The sequence below is a fragment of the Specibacter sp. NPDC057265 genome (genome assembly GCF_042668835.1).
Taxonomy (GTDB): domain Bacteria; phylum Actinomycetota; class Actinomycetes; order Actinomycetales; family Micrococcaceae; genus Specibacter.
Genome location: NZ_JBHUYE010000005.1, coordinates 116,215 through 132,539 on the forward strand (window position 1 = coordinate 116,215; position 16,325 = coordinate 132,539).

At 65.5% G+C, this 16,325-nt stretch carries 16 protein-coding genes; 11 read left to right on the top strand and 5 right to left on the bottom strand.

What is annotated here, in order from left to right:
* Positions 1-21 precede the first annotated feature (21 nt).
* The gene (locus tag ACFUCV_RS05735; RefSeq protein ID WP_380813350.1) at positions 22-747 is read right to left on the bottom strand and encodes a VTT domain-containing protein; all 726 of its coding nucleotides are present in this window, start codon (positions 745-747) and stop codon (positions 22-24) included.
* Positions 748-912: 165 nt separating this feature from the next.
* Here ACFUCV_RS05735 and ACFUCV_RS05740 point away from each other — a divergent pair, with 165 nt between their 5' ends.
* The 4 genes from ACFUCV_RS05740 to ACFUCV_RS05755 all read left to right on the top strand — a co-directional run bounded on the left by ACFUCV_RS05740 (position 913) and on the right by ACFUCV_RS05755 (position 4,107).
* A complete protein-coding gene (locus tag ACFUCV_RS05740) occupies positions 913-1,311 on the top strand; it encodes a GntR family transcriptional regulator (RefSeq protein WP_380813141.1) in 399 nt (132 codons plus the stop codon).
* The gene (locus tag ACFUCV_RS05745) at positions 1,308-2,255 is read left to right on the top strand and encodes an ABC transporter ATP-binding protein (protein ID WP_380813144.1); all 948 of its coding nucleotides are present in this window, start codon (positions 1,308-1,310) and stop codon (positions 2,253-2,255) included. Before ACFUCV_RS05740 ends, ACFUCV_RS05745 begins: the two co-directional genes overlap by 4 nt.
* The gene (locus ACFUCV_RS05750; protein WP_380813147.1) at positions 2,252-2,941 is read left to right on the top strand and encodes a hypothetical protein; all 690 of its coding nucleotides are present in this window, start codon (positions 2,252-2,254) and stop codon (positions 2,939-2,941) included. The genes ACFUCV_RS05745 and ACFUCV_RS05750 overlap by 4 nt, the downstream gene beginning before the upstream one ends.
* A gap of 167 nt (positions 2,942-3,108) precedes the next feature.
* The gene (locus tag ACFUCV_RS05755) at positions 3,109-4,107 is read left to right on the top strand and encodes an exonuclease domain-containing protein (RefSeq protein ID WP_380813150.1); all 999 of its coding nucleotides are present in this window, start codon (positions 3,109-3,111) and stop codon (positions 4,105-4,107) included.
* Between the two features lie 6 nt (positions 4,108-4,113).
* Here ACFUCV_RS05755 and ACFUCV_RS05760 read toward each other — a convergent pair whose 3' ends face one another.
* A complete protein-coding gene (locus ACFUCV_RS05760; RefSeq protein ID WP_380813153.1) occupies positions 4,114-5,202 on the bottom strand; it encodes an ADP-ribosylglycohydrolase family protein in 1,089 nt (362 codons plus the stop codon).
* Positions 5,203-5,282: 80 nt separating this feature from the next.
* Here ACFUCV_RS05760 and ACFUCV_RS05765 point away from each other — a divergent pair, with 80 nt between their 5' ends.
* From ACFUCV_RS05765 to ACFUCV_RS05780, 4 genes are read left to right on the top strand one after another with little or no spacing between them, the layout of a single operon-like run.
* Complete coding sequence (locus ACFUCV_RS05765; protein WP_380813156.1) at positions 5,283-5,639, top strand: YidH family protein; 357 nt, start codon at positions 5,283-5,285, stop codon at positions 5,637-5,639.
* A 1-nt stretch (position 5,640) separates the two neighbouring features.
* Entirely contained in the window at positions 5,641-6,060 is a 420-nt protein-coding gene (locus tag ACFUCV_RS05770) for a DUF202 domain-containing protein (protein WP_380813158.1), read from the top strand.
* A gap of 58 nt (positions 6,061-6,118) precedes the next feature.
* A complete protein-coding gene (locus ACFUCV_RS05775) occupies positions 6,119-7,015 on the top strand; it encodes an aquaporin (RefSeq protein WP_380813160.1) in 897 nt (298 codons plus the stop codon).
* Positions 7,016-7,043: 28 nt separating this feature from the next.
* Complete coding sequence (locus ACFUCV_RS05780; protein ID WP_380813162.1) at positions 7,044-7,406, top strand: SdpI family protein; 363 nt, start codon at positions 7,044-7,046, stop codon at positions 7,404-7,406.
* Positions 7,407-7,535: 129 nt separating this feature from the next.
* On the opposite strand, the gene ACFUCV_RS05785 is transcribed toward ACFUCV_RS05780, so the two are convergent.
* Genes ACFUCV_RS05785 through ACFUCV_RS05795 form a run of 3 tightly spaced genes read right to left on the bottom strand, consistent with a single transcriptional unit; the run spans position 7,536 to position 10,755 of the window.
* Complete coding sequence (locus ACFUCV_RS05785) at positions 7,536-8,375, bottom strand: sugar phosphate isomerase/epimerase family protein (RefSeq protein WP_380813164.1); 840 nt, start codon at positions 8,373-8,375, stop codon at positions 7,536-7,538.
* Complete coding sequence (locus ACFUCV_RS05790; RefSeq protein WP_380813167.1) at positions 8,372-9,586, bottom strand: dihydrodipicolinate synthase family protein; 1,215 nt, start codon at positions 9,584-9,586, stop codon at positions 8,372-8,374. Before ACFUCV_RS05790 ends, ACFUCV_RS05785 begins: the two co-directional genes overlap by 4 nt.
* On the bottom strand, positions 9,586-10,755 hold the full coding sequence (locus tag ACFUCV_RS05795) for a Gfo/Idh/MocA family protein (RefSeq protein ID WP_380813170.1): 1,170 nt from the start codon (positions 10,753-10,755) through the stop codon (positions 9,586-9,588). The genes ACFUCV_RS05790 and ACFUCV_RS05795 overlap by 1 nt, the downstream gene beginning before the upstream one ends.
* A 178-nt stretch (positions 10,756-10,933) precedes the next feature.
* On the opposite strand from ACFUCV_RS05795, the gene ACFUCV_RS05800 reads away from it, so the two are divergent.
* The 3 genes from ACFUCV_RS05800 (at position 10,934) to ACFUCV_RS05810 (ending at position 16,313) form a co-directional block, all read left to right on the top strand.
* On the top strand, positions 10,934-12,022 hold the full coding sequence (locus tag ACFUCV_RS05800) for a LacI family DNA-binding transcriptional regulator (RefSeq protein ID WP_380813173.1): 1,089 nt from the start codon (positions 10,934-10,936) through the stop codon (positions 12,020-12,022).
* A 92-nt stretch (positions 12,023-12,114) separates the two neighbouring features.
* Positions 12,115-13,275, top strand: a complete 1,161-nt coding sequence (locus tag ACFUCV_RS05805; RefSeq protein ID WP_380813177.1) for an exonuclease SbcCD subunit D — start codon at positions 12,115-12,117, stop codon at positions 13,273-13,275.
* Positions 13,272-16,313: an AAA family ATPase gene (locus ACFUCV_RS05810; RefSeq protein ID WP_380813184.1), complete on the top strand. Its 3,042-nt coding sequence runs from the start codon at positions 13,272-13,274 to the stop codon at positions 16,311-16,313. Before ACFUCV_RS05805 ends, ACFUCV_RS05810 begins: the two co-directional genes overlap by 4 nt.
* The last annotated feature ends 12 nt before the right edge of the window (positions 16,314-16,325 follow it).

Consider the following 16,325-nt stretch of genomic DNA (forward strand, 5'->3'; position numbering starts at 1 on the left):
CCGTAGCTGTCGTGGGGGTGTTTAGACCTCGGTGGCGTCTGTGCGTGCCGCGGACTTGGCGTTGTTCCTGCGGCCGTGGAGCAGGGCCTTGGTGCCTTCAATGATCATGGGCACCACTGAGACAAACACAATGGCCAGGAAGATCAAATCAATGTTCTCACCCACCCAGGCGTACTGCCCGAGCCAGAATCCCAGCATGGTGACACCCACGCCCCACAGCAGGGCACCGAGGAGGTTGAAGACGATGAAGGTGCGGTAGGGCATTTTGGCCACACCGGCAATAACAGGCACAAAGGTGCGCACAATCGGCACAAAACGGGCCAGGACCACGGCACGGCCGCCAAAGCGTTCAAAGAAGCCATGCGCCCGCTCCACGTAGCTTTGCTTGAAGAAGCGCGAATCAGGCCGCTTGAAAATGGTTGGCCCGGCCTTGTTGCCAATTAAATAGCCGGTCTGGTCACCCAGGAACGCCGCCAGGAAAATAAACAAGGCAAACAGTGGCAGTGAGACATCCAGCGCCCCCGTGGCCACCAGCAACCCCGCGGTGAAGAGCAGGGAGTCCCCGGGAAGGAAGAATCCCACCAGCAGCCCCGTCTCTGCGAAGACAATGCCGCAGACAATCAGGACAATCCACGGCGCCAGGGCGGGATCGCGCAAAAAGACATCCGGGTTCAGCCAGTCAGGCAGGATGCCCAGGGTCGGTGCTGGGCCGTGGCCCATCAAGGCGGGCATGGCGAAGTCACTCAAAGCGGAAAGTATCACACTTCAAGGTTACGGCACTTCCCTGAATGGATGCTCCACAAAAATACCCGCCCCAAGGGTTGACAGCGGGCGCCGGGCTTATATGGTTAGTCACATGAGTAACGAACCAACACACCTGAGCATGGGGTTCCAGCCAGGGGCGGTGGGCCCATGATCGATGACAGCAGGCCGATCTTTGTGCAAATTGCCGAATTGATTGAAAACGACATTGTCGACGGCGTGCTGGCCGAGGAATCCCAGGTTCCCTCCACCAATGAGTTCGCAGCATTCCACCGCATTAATCCAGCCACAGCCGCCAAGGGCGTCAACCGCTTGGTGGACAGCGGCATTCTCTATAAAAAAAGGGGCATAGGCATGTTTGTTGCCGCAGGAGCCCGGGCTGTCCTGGTGGGCAGGCGCCGGGAGGATTTTTTTGAACAATTCGTCAGGCCGCTTCTCGGCGAAGCCGGCAAACTGGGAATCAGCGGTGAGCAGCTCGCCGCCATGTTGCAGCTTGCCGGACCGGACAGCGGGATGGACCTGAACAAGGCGAAAGAAGGTGCGCGATGAACACCGCCATTGTGGAAGTAAAGGATCTGCATCGCAGCTTCCGGCACGTCGAGGCGCTGGACGGCGTCAACCTCACCTTGGCCGAGGGAAAAATTTATGGTCTGTTGGGCCGCAATGGTGCGGGCAAGACCACCTTGATGTCCATCCTGACTGCCCAGGCCTTTGCCAGCAGTGGATCGGTCAGCGTCTTTGGTGAACCACCTTATGAAAATGAAAAGGTTCTGCGCCGGCTGTGCTTTATCCGGGAGTCCCAAAAATACGCCGATGACTTCAAGCCCGTGCATGCCTTCAGGGCAGCATCCCTGTTCCACCGGAACTGGGACCAGGCACTGGCGATGGAGTTGGCCCGGGACTTTGGCCTGCCACTGAACCGCCGGATCAAAAAACTCTCCCGGGGCCAGCTGTCGGCGGTGGGGGCCATCATTGGCCTGGCCTCACGGGCGGAGCTGACTTTTTTTGACGAACCCTATCTGGGCCTGGATGCCGTGGCGCGCCAGCTTTTCTACGACCGCCTGCTGGCGGACTATGCCGAGTTCCCGCGCACCATTGTCTTGTCCTCCCACCTCATTGATGAGGTGGCCAACATCCTTGAGCACGTGGTCATTATCGACCGGGGAAAAATCATTCTCGATCAGGATGCCGACACCATCCGCGGCTCGGCGTTTACCCTGGCGGGCAGCCGCGCCAGGGTCGAAGCCTTTGCTGCCGGACGGAAGGTGCTTCACCGAGGGGACATGGGTGCCCTTGCCGCATGGACCATTGATGGCCCGCTCAGCCCGGGCGAACGCCGGGAAGCGCAGGAACTGGATCTGGAAATTTCCCCGGTGTCGCTGCAGCAGTTCGTGATTCGAAAAACCCTTGACGCAGGTGGCGCGGCCATCAAGGCCGCCGGCAACGGCGGCGCAGATGCCCGGCAGGCAAACAGGACAGGAGCATTGCAATGAACCGCGCAGTCGGGGTTGCCAAAATGCAGCTCATCAACAAATGGACCTTTCTGGGCATTCCGGCAGTCATTGTCCTGGTCTCCTTTGCCTTTAGCCTGGGCATCTGGGCGCTCATTCCCAACACCGTGGGCATGAAGTACTCGGGAGCCGGGCAGGCGGTCATGTGGTACTTCTTTGGCCTGGGGATCCAATCCCTGACCATGACCTTTCCCTTTTCACAAGGCCTCAGCGTCAGCCGGCGCAATTTCTTCTTCGGCACCGTGGGGCTCTTCACCGTCCTGGCGGCGCTCGTGGCCGGCCTCTACGTCCTGCTCGGCGTGGTGGAAAAATCCACGAATGGTTGGGGATTGCAGGGCCGCATGTTTGCCCTGGAATGGGTGGCGGACCAACCGTGGTTCATTCAACTGTTTTTCTACTTTGTCCTGATGATGTTCCTGTTCCTGTTGGGCTTCTGGTCGGCCACCGTCTACAAGCGCTGGCAAACCACCGGCACCCTGGTGATGTGCATCGCGTTGGCCGTGCTGCTCCTGGGGGCCGCGGCCCTCACCACCTGGCAGCAGCGGTGGAGTGAATTTGGGCTCTGGGTGTCCACGCTGACGCCGGGCACCACCGGACTCCTGGCGCTGGCGCTCGCCGTCCTGCTGGGCGTGGGCGGTTTCCTGACCCTGCGCCGGGCGACCCCCTAAGGCAAAACCACCCGCCGCCGTCGAACCCGCAGATAATGTCCCTTTGCCCCGTTCAAAGGGACATTATCTGCGGGTTCGCGGGCAACGGCAGTGGAAGGGGGGCGGAGGCACTGTGAGCTGCGGCTCGTGATGCGCCGGTGCGCCGGGGCGGGCTGTAACCTTGAGCGGTGGCCTTGGACTTTACAGCAATAGATTTTGAAACCGCCAACGGATTCCGGGGTTCCCCCTGCTCGGTGGGCGTGACGAAGGTCCGTGATGGCCAACTGGTGGATCAGGGCTACTGGCTCATGCGTCCGCCCGAGGGCCATGACCACTTTGATTCGCGCAACATCACCATTCACGGCATCACCCCCGATGACGTCGCGCGGGCGCCGCGTTTTCGCGAGGTCTTTGCCGAGGTCGAGTCGTTCATTGGCGGTGATGCGCTGGTGGCGCACAACGCCGCGTTCGACATTGGTGTGATCCGTTCGGCCTCGGAAGTCTCCGGCATGCCGGCCCGCGCCCTGGACTACGCCTGCACGGTGATGCTCTCGCGGAAGAACTATTCACTGCCGTCCTACTCGCTGCCCTTTGTGGCCGAGGCGGCCGGGGTGCCCCTGCGCAACCACCACGATGCCACTGAAGATGCCCGTGCCTGTGCCGGGATCATGGTGGACATTGCCGCCAAGCACGGGGCGGATTCGCTCCGCGGGGTGTTTGAGGCCATGGCGTTGACCATGCCCAGCATTGCACCCTACAACCCGGCCACCGACGAGGTCTCCAAAGCCACCCGCTCGGCCCTGGAAAAAATGGCCCTGCAGGGCCCGGCGGGAGCCCCCGGCGCCGTCCGCGGCGGCCGCTCCAGCTGGTCCACCGAGGGCCCGAATCCGCCGGCCAACCTGCACGCCGACGTTTCCCATCCACTCTTTGGCCAAACAGTGGTCTTTACGGGCGATTTGGCGCTGGGCCGGCCGGAAGCCAAAGTCCTGGCCGCCGTCCACGGTGCCCAGTGTGCAAGCAGCGTCACCTTGAAAACCACTGTGCTGGTGGTGGGCAGCGGCTTTACGGCCAGTGATCTGCGCAGCGGACGCCTGACCTCCAAGGCCGCGCGCGTGCTGGAACTGCAGCGCCGCGGCCAAGGCATTGAAGTGTTGTCCGAGGGCGAATTCATGCAAATGCTTGGCTAGCTGGAGCTAGGCGGCACCTGTGGTCAACGTCAAAAAGTCATCCGCCAGGCGGCGGATCAACTCCGGGGCTTCAACCACAGCCAACCACTGCGCCGGCAGCGCGGCCTCCCCGTAAAGGGCACCGAGCAGGTTCCCGGCAAGGGCGGCTGTCGAGTCGCTGTCTCCGCTGTGGTTGGCGGCCAGGGGCACAGCGGTGCGGAAGTGCTCGGCGGGGGAGGCGGCGGAGCTCTCGGTGACCAGCACGCAGTACAGGGCCACCGCCAATGCCTCCTCAGCCACCCACCCCAGCCCCAATGCCTCCGTGAGGTCATCACCGGAAAGCGGCTCGTTGGCGGACAGCGTCAGCGCAGCATCCAGACGGGCCAGCAGGGCGGGATCGGCGGCAGGCTCGGCCGCGGCACGTGCCTGGGCGCTTTGGGCCGCCGCGCGCAGGGACAGGCCGCCAATGACCAGCTGGTGGATGAGCCAGCTGAAGGCACCGGAACTTTGCCGTGCCGCCGGGTGGCCGTGGGTCAGGGACGCTGCCTCGGAGCTGATCTTGTACACGGTTTCAGCCTCAACATGGGGCAGCAGGCCGTAGGGGGCCGAGCGCATCACGGTCCCGCAGCCCTTCGAATCGGGATTGACAGGGCGCGCCACCGTGCCCATCTCCCCGGTTCCCAGCCCCGAGAGGCAGGCGTTGCCGGGATGGCGCCGATGGTGCAGCACCGTCTGCGCATCGATCCAGCGCGGAGGCTGCGCGGGGGCGTGGCCCGGAACCGGAACCTTCTGGGTTTTGAGCCAGCGCAAATACGCCAACCATTGGCAGGCATTGATGTCAGCACCCACGCCGTCATTGGCCCACTCCAACACATCGAGCAGGCCGTCCAGGGTATAGAGGGTCATTTGGGTGTCATCGGAAAAGTGCACGGGGGAACCGGCCGCAGCGAGGTCCTGCAAACCGGAGGGACCATGGGCGTTGACAATGTCGGCCAAGGAGTCAAATTCCACCAAATAGCCAAAGGCGTCGCCCAGGGCACCGCCCATGAGGGTGCCATGGACCCGGGTGGCGAAGTCGGGGCGGGCATGGTGGAGGGGCGCGGCAGCAAAGGTCATGATCCCAATTTACCGGTTCGGGGGCCGGCTGCCCTGCCCAGTAGACTCTGGGGTGAAACTAGACCCCCACAAGGAGTTCCATGCGCGAGCCGGCTTGGCGAAGAACGGGTAAGACTCCCGACTACAGGTTTTCACTGGCCAATGAACGCACCTTTTTGGCCTGGGTCCGCACGGCCCTGGCACTCCTGGCGGGTGCGGTGGCCATTGACCAGCTGGCACCGGAAATAGCCCCGCCGCTGGTGCGCATGCTGTTGTGCCTGGCGTTGGCCGGCATTGGAGCCGTGCTGGCAGTGATCAGCTACCGGCGCTGGGCACATCAAGAGCGGGCCATGCGCCACGACGCCGAGCTGCCGCACTCCTGGCTCATGTTGGGCATGGCAGCCATTGTGTCCGTGGCCGCCATTGTTTTTGCCGTGCTGATCTTGGTGCGGCCTTAAAGTGGCCGCCGGCAAACGGCCCGGTGCTGGGGCAGCCCCGCCGCCGGGCCGGGATCCGGGGCTGCAGCCTGAACGCACAGCCCTGTCGTGGCGGCGCACCATCATGAGCGCCGTGGTGGCCGATCTTTTGATCTGGCGGGCCTGGTTCACCGCGTTGGCCGCTCCCCACGACGGCATGGGCCCAGGCTCCGCGCTGCCATCCCAAGTGGTGGGGCTGGGGGTGTGTGCAGTGGTGGCCTGTGTGACCACCATCGTGCTGGTGGGGTGCGCGGCCCGCCGCATCCAGTGTTTGCGAACCGGCGTCCAGGGGCCCGCCAGTGGTGTCCAGCTGCCCGTTTCCACGCTTATGGTACGTACAGCATCGGCCGCTATAGTGGCTCTGGCCCTTGCCGCCATGGGCGCGCTGGCCCTGGGGCTGTAGCGCGTCGATTGCCGGGCCCCAAAGTCCATTCACGTTTCAAACAAAGGATTTACCCGCCATGACGTCATCCGGAGCAGTCCCGGTGCAGGCCCATCCGCTCAGTACCCGCGTCATCGTGGAGGGATTGGGCAGCTTTTTCATTGTTTTTGCCGGACTCGGCACGGCGCTTTTCAGTGCCGCAGGCGCGGGGACGAACGTGGGCTTTGCCTACGGCCTGGCCATGGTGGCTGCCATTATTTCCTTTGGCCATATTTCCAACGGCTATTTCAATCCCGCGTTTTCGCTCGCCATGGCCGTGGCGGGGCGGTTGAAGTTCTCCGCCATGGCCCTGTACCTGGTGGCCCAGACCATTGGCGCCGTGCTGGCCTCGGTGGTCTGGCTGGGCTTGATGATGGTCATGCCCGCGGGGGCCGCACCTGCAACACCTGAACTTTTTGCCGCCCTGGCCAATGGTTTTGATGCCCACTCGCCCTCCCAGGTGCCGTTGATTGGCGTGGCCATAGTGGAAGTGGTGGGTGCCGGCATTCTCACCGCGCTGCTGCTGGGCGCCACGTCCCCGCGCAACAAGAGCGTCCTGGGGCCGGTGGCGGTGGGCCTGGCCTTCGCCGTCGCCGTGGGCATCACCATGCCGTTGAGCAACGGTTCATTGAACCCGGCACGGGCCACCTCGGTGGTCTTTTTGGCCGACGGCTGGGCACTGGGCCAGCTCTGGCTCTTCTGGCTGGCGCCGCTGGCCGGAGCCGCGCTGGCGGCAGCCCTGCACCGCGCCTTCGCCCCGCGCACCGCAGTGGCGCACGACGCCGACACCTCCACCGCGCCCCAGCAAGCCGACACCGGGGTGGAGCAGGCACAGGAGCTCCTGGATGCTGAATCCGTGGCGGAGCCGGCACCGGTGCCCGCCGCGCAGCTCGATGATGCGCAGGCCTTCTTCGACGGACGCGGCAAAAAGCCGTGAGCCGCTGCACGCACACCGGATGGGTGCCATGCTGATTTTCTCCCTGGTGCTGCTTGCCGCGTGCTCCCTGGGCATTGCCGCCGCCAACCACGCATGCGCCACGGGCAGGATCAAGGTCAACGCGCTGGTGGGGATCCGTACTGCCCAGACCATGGTCAGTGAAAGGACCTGGCAGGCGGGCCACCGCGCCGCCGTGCAGCCACTGTGGGTCAGCGGGATTGCCGCCGCGGCCATTTCCCTGGCCGGACTGTTGTTTCTCGATGAACCCAACACCCAGGTGGTCATGTCACTGCTGGCCTGCGCGCTGCTGCTGGTGGCGGTCCTGTACGGGACCAAGGTGGCCAATACCGCAGCGCTGGAGGCACTGGACGCCAAGGAACCGCGCCGCTAGCCCAAGCGCCGGGACCTTGTTTGACCGGGTGGACGGCCAGGATTGCTGCCTGCGCCGCCCACCGCGGCCTGTGCCGCGGTGGGCGGGCGTTGGAGCGGGCCTGAGCCACCGCCCCCGGGGCGCCGTGCCTCAGGCGTACGGAAGCACCAAATCCGCGTAGCGTGCCTTGACGGTTTCCAGAACCTGGTTCCCGTCCGTGTCCCAGATCTCCTGGTTGAAGATCTCCACTTCAATGTCGCCGGTGTAGCCCGCCTCCCGCACCCACGAGCCGATCGTGGCGAAGTCCACCACGCCGTCGCCCATGTAGCCGCGCGAAAGCAGCGGATCCGCGGCCAGGGGCATGTTGAAGTCACACACCTGGTAGGAGGCGATCCGGTTTTCCCGCCCGGCGCGGGCAATCTGCGCCTGCAGCTCCGGATCCCACCAGACGTGGAAGGTGTCCACGGCGACGCCGACCGTGGCGGCATCGAACGGGGCGGCCAGATCCAGAGCCTGCCCCAGGGTGGAGATCAAAGCCCGGTCCGCCGCGTACATGGGGTGCAGCGGCTCGAGCACCAGCCGGACACCGTTTTCCTGGGCAAAGGGCACCAGATCGGCCAGACGGTCGGCGACGCGCTGGCGTGCCGCCACCACATCCCGCTCTCCGGGTGCCAGCCCGCCCACCACCAGGAACAGTTCCTGCGTGTTTAAGGCAACGGCCTCCAAAATGGCCGCACGGTTGTCCGCCAAGGCAGCCGCCTGCCCTTCGGCGTCGGCCGCGGTCAGAAAACCTCCCCGGCAGAGCGAGGAAACCCGCAGGCCGGCATCCTGGATCAGCTTGGCGGCCTGCTCCAGGCCAAGCTCGTGGACCCGGTCCCGCCAGGGGCCGATGGCGGGAATGCCCGCTGCCACGCAGCCTTCAACGGCTTGTGCCAGGGTCCACTTCTTGGTGGTGGCGCTGTTCAGGGACAGGCGTGAAAAACCGCTCATGCGCCCACCCCGTTGATGCGCAGGAAGTTTGACATCCTGGACGCGGCCAGCGACGGATCCTGCAGCAGCCCGGCCTGGTCGGCAAGTTCGAACGTTTTGGCCAAATGTCCCACGGAGCGTCCCGAGTGCAGTCCGCCCACCATCTGGAAACCGGCCTGGTGGCCATTGAGCCAGGACATGAAGGCGATGCCCGTCTTGTAGTAGAAGGTGGGGGCACTGAAAATGTGCTTGCCCAGCTCACGGGTGGAGTCCAAAATCTCCCGGGCCTTGGCGTCTTCACCGGCATCGTAGTGCTGCAGCGCCACGGACGCGGCAGGGTAGATGGCGGCGAAGATGCCCAGCAGGGCGTCGGAGTGGTGGCTTCCGTCGCCATGGATCAGTTCCGGGTAGTTGAAATCGTCGCCGGTGTAGAGCCGGACGCCTGCGGGCAGGGCTGCGCGCAGGGCAGTCTCGTGGTCCGCGTCCAGCAGTGACACCTTGACGCCGTCGACCTTGGCGGCGTTCTCGCGGATGAGCGAGAGGAACGTCGCGGTGGCTTCGGCGACGTCGCCGCTGCCCCAGTATCCTGCCAGCGCGGGATCAAACATGGTGCCGAGCCAGTGCAAAATGACCGGCTGCTCCACTTCCTGCAGCAGCGTGGAGTACACCTTGAGGTAGTCCTGGGGACCAGAGGCGATCCTGGCCAGCGCCCGGGACGACATCAGGATGATTTTGGGTCCGGCCTCGCTGACGACGGCGATCTGCTCCCGGTAGGCCTCCAGGACGGCCGCCAGCCCCGCCTGCCCGGTGGGCAGGGTCTCCAGGTCCAGCTGGTCGGTGCCGGCACCGCAGGAGACCAGGTCCCGGACGGTTTTTCCGGCGGTGGCGGCATTGTTGGCGGCGACCACGGAGGCCGCCTCCACGCCGGTGCGCTTGATGAGCTCCGCGGTGGCTGACCAGTCAAGGCCCATGCCGCGCTGGGCAGTGTCCATGGCATCGGCAACGCCCAGGCCATAGGACCACAGCTCATGCCGGTAGGCCATGGTGGCGTCCCAGTCCAGGCGTGCCGGGGCGCCGGGGGTGTTGTCAGCGAGCACCTCGGGAATGACGTGCGCGGCGGCATAGGCGTGCCGCGCCGTGAGGGGGGCGGTGGGCCGCTGCCAAACGGTGCGGCCCTGGACCCGGTATTCGCGGGTGCCGCCGTCTTCGGTGGGAAGTATCAACGAGGTCATTAGAGCGTGATCTCCGGGATGTCGATGGTGCGGCGTTCCTCGTTGGACTGCAGGCCGAGCTCGGCCAGCTGGACGCCGCGGGCGGCTGAAAGCAGGCCAAAGCGGTGTTCGCGGCCGGCGACCACGTCGCGGAGGAATTCCTCCCACTGCGCCTTGAAGCCGTTGTCCAGCTCCGCATTGGCGGGAACTTCCTGCCACTGGGCGCGGAAGGACTCCGTGACGGGAAGATCCGGGTTCCAGACGGGCTTGGGCGTGTGGGCCCGCTGCTGGGCCACGCATTTGTTCAAACCGGCAACGGCCGAGCCGTGGGTGCCGTCAATCTGGAACTCGACCAGTTCATCGCGGTAGACGCGCACGGCCCAGGAGGAGTTGATCTGGCCAACCACCTCATCCCCGTCCGGGGTTTCCAGTTCAAAGATGCCGTAGGAGGCGTCGTCGGCGGTAGCTGCGTATTCCGTGCCTGTTTCGTCCCAACGGGCAGGGATGTGGGTGGCGGTCTTGGCGTTGACGGACTTGACCTTGCCAATGATGCCTTCAAGGACGTAGTTCCAGTGGCAGAACATGTCAGTGGTCATGCCGCCGCCATCTTCCTTGCGGTAGTTCCACGACGGGCGCTGGGCATCCTGGACGTCTCCTTCAAAGACCCAGTAACCAAACTCGCCGCGGATGGAGAGGATGCGGCCAAAGAAGCCCTCATCCACCAGGCGGCGCAACTTGACCAGGCCCGGCAGGTAGAGCTTGTCATGGACGACGCCGGCGGTGACGCCTGCCTCCTTGCCAATGCGGGCCAGTTCAATGGCCTCTTCCAGGGTTTCCGCCGTGGGCTTTTCCGTGAAAATGTGCTTGCCGGCAAGCATGGCCTTCTTCAAGGTCGCGGCCCGCAGGCTGGTCATGGAGGCGTCAAAGATGATGTCCACCGTGGGGTCGTTGATCACGGAGTCAAGGTCCGTGGTCCATTCGGAGACCTTGTGCAGCTCGGCCAGTTCGCGGATCTTCGCTTCATTGCGGCCCACCAGGATCGGTTCCACCTGGACGCGCGTGCCGTCTTCCAAGGTGAAGCCGCCGGCGTCGCGGATGGGAAGAATGGAACGCAGCAGGTGCTGGCGGTAGCCCATGCGGCCGGTGATGCCGTTCATGGCGATGCGAATTGTTTTGGTTTCGAAGCCCAATTGGTCCTCCACGGTGAGTGAGCAGCGTTGCTCAAATGGTCGGGAAAGCGCATTCCCTCCCTCCATGATGCATGCGGAAGCGGGCTATGGCAAACGCTTTCCGAACTTGCTAAAGTATGTGGGGTCCCTGGCGCCCGCATGCCCGGAATTCACAAGCCCGACTGAACAGGAGGCGGCCATGGCCGCAAGCACGTTGGCAGAGGTGGCCAGGCTGGCCGGGGTTTCCCCCGCCACGGCTTCCCGCGTCCTCAATGGATCCGCCAGGACGCCGGGCCCGGACATTGCCCAGCGGGTCCGCAAGGCGGCCGACTCCCTGGGCTACGTTCCCAACGCCACCGCACAGGGCCTGGTCAAGGCGAGCTCCGGCCTCATTGGCTTGATAGTCCATGACATTGCCGATCCCTACTTCTCGGCCATAGCCCACGGCGTGCAGGAAACGGCCCGCGAGCGCCACAAGATGGTGCTGCTGGCCACCACCGACGGCACCCCTGGCGACGAGCACACAGCCGTCGCCGCCTTTGCCGCCCGCCGTGCCGATTCAATTGTGATTGCCGGCTCACGCTCCACCCGCCGGGAAGACGACGGCAGCAATGCGCAGTTGGCCGCCGAACTTGACCGTTACTGCCGCAATGGCGGACGGGTGGGCGTGGTGGGGCACCCCGTGGTCGGCGCCTCGGCGGCCGAGGGCTACCATGTGGTGGCCGTGCCAAATGAAGAGCTTGCCGCCGAACTTGCCGCCGAACTTGCAAGCACCCACAGCGGTGGCTTTGTGATTATTGGCGCCCCGGAAGGCCTGCTCACCTCCGACGACCGGGTCCGTGGTTTTCAACGGGGTCTGGCCGCGGCCGGTCTGCCGCCGGCGGAAGTGCTGCGCACCGGATTCAACCGCACAGGCGGCTACGAGGCGGGACTGGCACTGGCCCAAGGGATCCTTGACGCCCGGGAAGCCGTCCAGACGCCCGGTGGGGCAGCGGCCAGGCCCTGTATTTTTGCCGTCAACGACGTGGTGGCCATTGGTGTGGTGGCAGCCCTGCGCGCCAAGGGGGTGAAGGTGCCCCGGGATGTGCTGATTGCAGGATTTGACGACATTGAAACGCTGCGTGACTTCCGCCCCGCCCTGTCCACCGTCCGCCTCCCCCTGGAGGAGATGGGCAGGCTCGCAGCGCTGGACGGACCGGCGCAGGCCGGCGGCGCGCGGGACTGCATCAGCGGCCAAGTGGTCCTGCGCCGCAGCACCGAGACGGTCCCCGCCACATTGGAACAGTGAATACCGGATTGGAACAGTGAACACCGGCCCGCGGCTGCGGGGGACGTTTGGCTGAATCCATGAATGTGGCTGCCCTCCGCTAGCGTGGAGGCATGAAGCTACTGCACACCTCAGACTGGCACTTGGGCAGGTCCTTCCACGGCGTGGGAACACTGGAGGCCCAGCGGCGCTTTGCCGGGCAGCTGCTGGAGACCGTCTCCGCCGAGGGCGTGGATGTGGTCCTGATTGCGGGGGACGTGTACGACCGTGCGTTGCCGGGAGTGGATGTGGTGAATCTCTTTGATGAGATTCTGGCGCGGCTCAATGAGGCCAATGTGCAGGTGGTCATCAGCGGCGGCAACCATGATTCCGCCACGCGGCTGGGCTTTGGCGGGCGCCTTTTGGAACGGGCCGGCGTGCACCTGCGCACCAGGCTGGCAGACCTGGACAGGCCTGTGCTGCTGCCGCTGGGGGACACCGGGGAACAAGTGGCCATTTACGGCATCCCCTACCTTGAGCCACGTCTGGCCGCCGAGACGCTCGGTGTGGAAACGGCCACCCACTTCAGCGTCACGGAGGCCGCCGTGCAGCTTGTCGCCGCGGATTTAAGCACCCGTGCGCCGGGAACGCATTCGGTGGTGCTGGCGCACACCTTTGCCAGCGGCGGCATCACCTCCGACAGCGAACGTGAACTGGCCATTGGGGGAGTGGGGGCAGTGCCGCTGGATTTATTTGAGCAGTTCACCTACACGGCCCTGGGCCATTTGCACGGGCCGCAGCGGTTGAGCACGAACGTGCGCTACTCCGGTTCGCCGCTGCCCTATTCCTTCTCCGAGGCGCGCCACGGCAAGGGGGCCTGGCTGGTGGAGATCACGCCGCAGGGGCTCGGCGCCGTCACGAAGGTCAACTGGGCTCCGGAACGGCAGCTGGCGGTATTGTCCGGGAAGATCGACGAGCTGCTCAGCAGCGGCGAATGGGACTTTGCAGAAGGACATTTTTGCCAAATCACCCTCACCGACAATGACCGGCCGGCACTGGCCATGGAGCGGCTGCGTGCCCGGTTCCCGCACACCCTGGTGTTGTTGTTTGCCCCGGAAACGGCGCGGGCGGACAGGGGGCAAAGTTATGGGGCAAGGATTGCGCAGGCCAGCGATGAACTGGATTTGTGCTGCGGCTTTCTTGACCATGTACGTGAACGTGGCGCCAATGACGACGAGGAAGAGGTGCTGCGCGGGGTCCTGGCCGCAGTGCGGGCGCAGGAGGTGGCGGCATGAGGATCCACCGCTTGGAAATTCAGGCCTTTGGCCCCTTTGCCGGCAGGGAAAACGTGGATTTTGACCAGTTGGGCTCCCAAGGGCTGTTTTTGCTCAACGGTTCCACCGGCGCCGGCAAGACCAGCGTCCTGGACGCCATCTGCTACGCCCTCTATGGCCGGGTTCCGGGTGCCCGGCAAAGCACCGGCATTGCCCTGCGCAGCCACCATGCCCTGGAGGGGGTGGCGCCGGAGGTCCTGTGTGAATTCAGTGCCGGGGGCAGGCACCTGGAAGTTCGGCGCAGCCCGGAGTGGATGCGTCCGGTCAAGCGCGGCTCCGGGACCACGCGGGAGCAGGCCAAGACGCAGTTGCGGGAAAAAACGCCCACCGGGTGGGAAGTGAAATCCACCCGCAATGACGAAGCCGCCGTGGAAATCCAGGATCTGCTGGGCATGAACATGGCCCAGTTCACCAAGGTGGTGCTGCTGGCCCAGGGGGAGTTTGCGGCATTCCTGCGTGCCACCGCGGAGGAACGCCAAATCCTGCTGCAAAAACTCTTTGGCACCGACATTTACAAGGATGTGGAGCAGCGCCTGGCCGCGGACGCCAAAGTGGCCCATGGGCTGTTGGCTGCCGGACTCGCCGAGCTGAAGGCAAGCGAGCAACTGGGACGCAGCCACGCGGCAGCGCATCTGGACCAGGCTGCAGAATCCCTCGCGGAGGAACTGCAGGGCGTGGAACTTTTTGACCATCTGCGCAGCATCCTCACCGACCGGGTCCGCGGCGCGCGCTCCAGCGCCGAAGAGTCCCAGCGGCGCGCCGGGGACTTGACCGCCGGGCTGCAGCAATCCCAGGTCCGCAGCGAACGTCATCAAGCACTGGCAGCGGCACTGGCCGAACAGCAGCGCCTGGCGGAGTTGGGACCCCAGGCGCGGCAGTGGCGCACAGAGCAGGAACAACACCATCAAGCGCAGGTTTTGGCACCGGTGTTGGCCGCCGCCGCCAAGGCCGCCGGTGGCGCCAGGCTCGCCGACACGGCAGTGGAGCGCCAGATGCTGGAACTGCTGGACAACGGGCTTGTGGCGGAGCTGGCCCAAAGCGGCGCCGCCCCGCTGGGCGAGCCGGAACTGGAGCAGCTGGACCGCACGCTGCTGACGCACTTGGCAACCGTCAATGCGGCACTGCCCAACGAGCCCCGGCATGCCGGCCTGGTCCAGGAGCTGACGCACAAGCGGCAGCTCCTGGACCAGGCACAACAGCTGGCCACGGAGCAGGAGGAGGTGGCCCGGGCAGCGGCTGCGCGGCTGGAACGGATACACCTGGAACAAGCGGAAATCCGCCTCGGCGGGCACAATGTGGACGCGGCCCTCCAGCAGGCGGAGCAGGCCCGCGAGCTGCTCGCCACCATTGCGCAACATCAGCAGCAGCACGCACTGGTGGAGCAGCTTGCCCAGGAGGAAAAACTCGCCTGGGAGGAATGCCTTTCGGCCAAGCAGCAGTGGCTGGAGGCCTTTGACAGGCGGCTGGGCCAAGCGGCCGGCGAACTGGCCGGTGCATTGGTGGACGGTGAACCCTGTCTGGTCTGCGGCAGCACCACGCACCCGGCACCCTCGCCCCTGGCAGGTGCCGGGGCCGATCTGGTACGTGCGGAAAAAGCCGCGAAAAAGGTCCTGGAGGGCGCTGAGGCTGCCGCCACCGAAGCCCGCACGGCCCTTGCCGAGGCCAAAAACCTGCTCACTGTCCTGGCCGGGCGCGGCGGTGGGGAGCCCCTGGAGCGTGCCCATGCCGCCGTCGAACTGCATGAGCGGGCACTGGCGCAGGCCATCGAATCCGTGGCGGCGCTGGCCAAGCTGGCTGCTGAGGAGGAACAGCTCCTGGGCACCGCCGCCGACTCCCGAAAGGAGGTGTTGGCGGCGGTGGCGCAGGCCGCCGCGCTGGAGGCCGGCAATGTGGCACTGGCCGCGGAAATTGCCGGCCTGGAGACCGGTTTGGCGCAGGCCCGCAGCGGCTTCCCCTCCCTGGCCGGACGCCGCGAGGCACTGTTGGATGCCCAGCGCCCCGTGGCGGGGCTGCTGCGCGCGCTCCGCCGGCAGACCGAGGCGCAGCGCGTGCAGGACGAGGCGCAGGAAGCCCTGCACGCGGCCGTGGCGCAGTCCCCGTTTGCGGACGTGGACGCGGTGCAGGAGGCACTGTTGACTGCGGCCCAGGTGGAGGCGCTGGAGGGCCGGCTTCAGGAACACGCCCATGCCGTGGCTGTCAACGCGGACCGGCTGCAGGGTGCCGAGCTGGTGGCGGCGCAGGCGGAGGCGGCGGCCCACGTCCAGGTGCCTACCGCCCAGGAGCTGGAGTCGCTGCGTGAAGAGGTGCACCAGGCAGTTGCGGAAGCACGCGCCCAGGAGCTTGGCTGGGAACTGCTCCGCTCCGCCGCGGCGCAGCTGGCTGCGGCCGAAGCAGCCTTTCTGAAACTGGAGGAGACGGTGGCGCCCCTGCGGGCCCGCTCGCAACTGCTGGGCGCCCTGGCCGAGGCTGTGCGGGGCGGCGGGGACAACAAGCTGAAAATGACCCTCAGCAGCTATGTGCTGGCGGCCCGGCTGGAACAAGTTGCCGATGCCGCCTCCCTGCGCCTGGCCACCATGAGCGATGCCCGCTACACGCTGCGGCACAGCGACGCGAAGTCCGGCAACAAAAAATCCGGGCTGGGCCTGGAAGTGGTGGATGAATGGACAGGTGCCAGCCGGGACACGGCAACCCTCTCCGGTGGCGAATCCTTTATGGCCTCGCTGTCCCTGGCGCTGGGATTGTCCGATGTGGTGCAGCACGAGTCCGGCGGACTGGACATTGAAACCCTGTTCGTTGACGAGGGCTTTGGGAGCCTGGACGAGCAGTCCCTGGAGCAGGTCATGGACGCCCTGGAGGGACTGCGTGACGGCGGGCGCATGGTGGGCCTGGTCAGCCACGTGGCGGAAATGAAACAACGCATCCCGGTGCATCTGCAGGTGCACAAGGGGCGCAACGGTTCCACCCTGGAGCTGTCCGTGGCGGGCGCTGCACTGGCTTGAGCAGCTAGACTG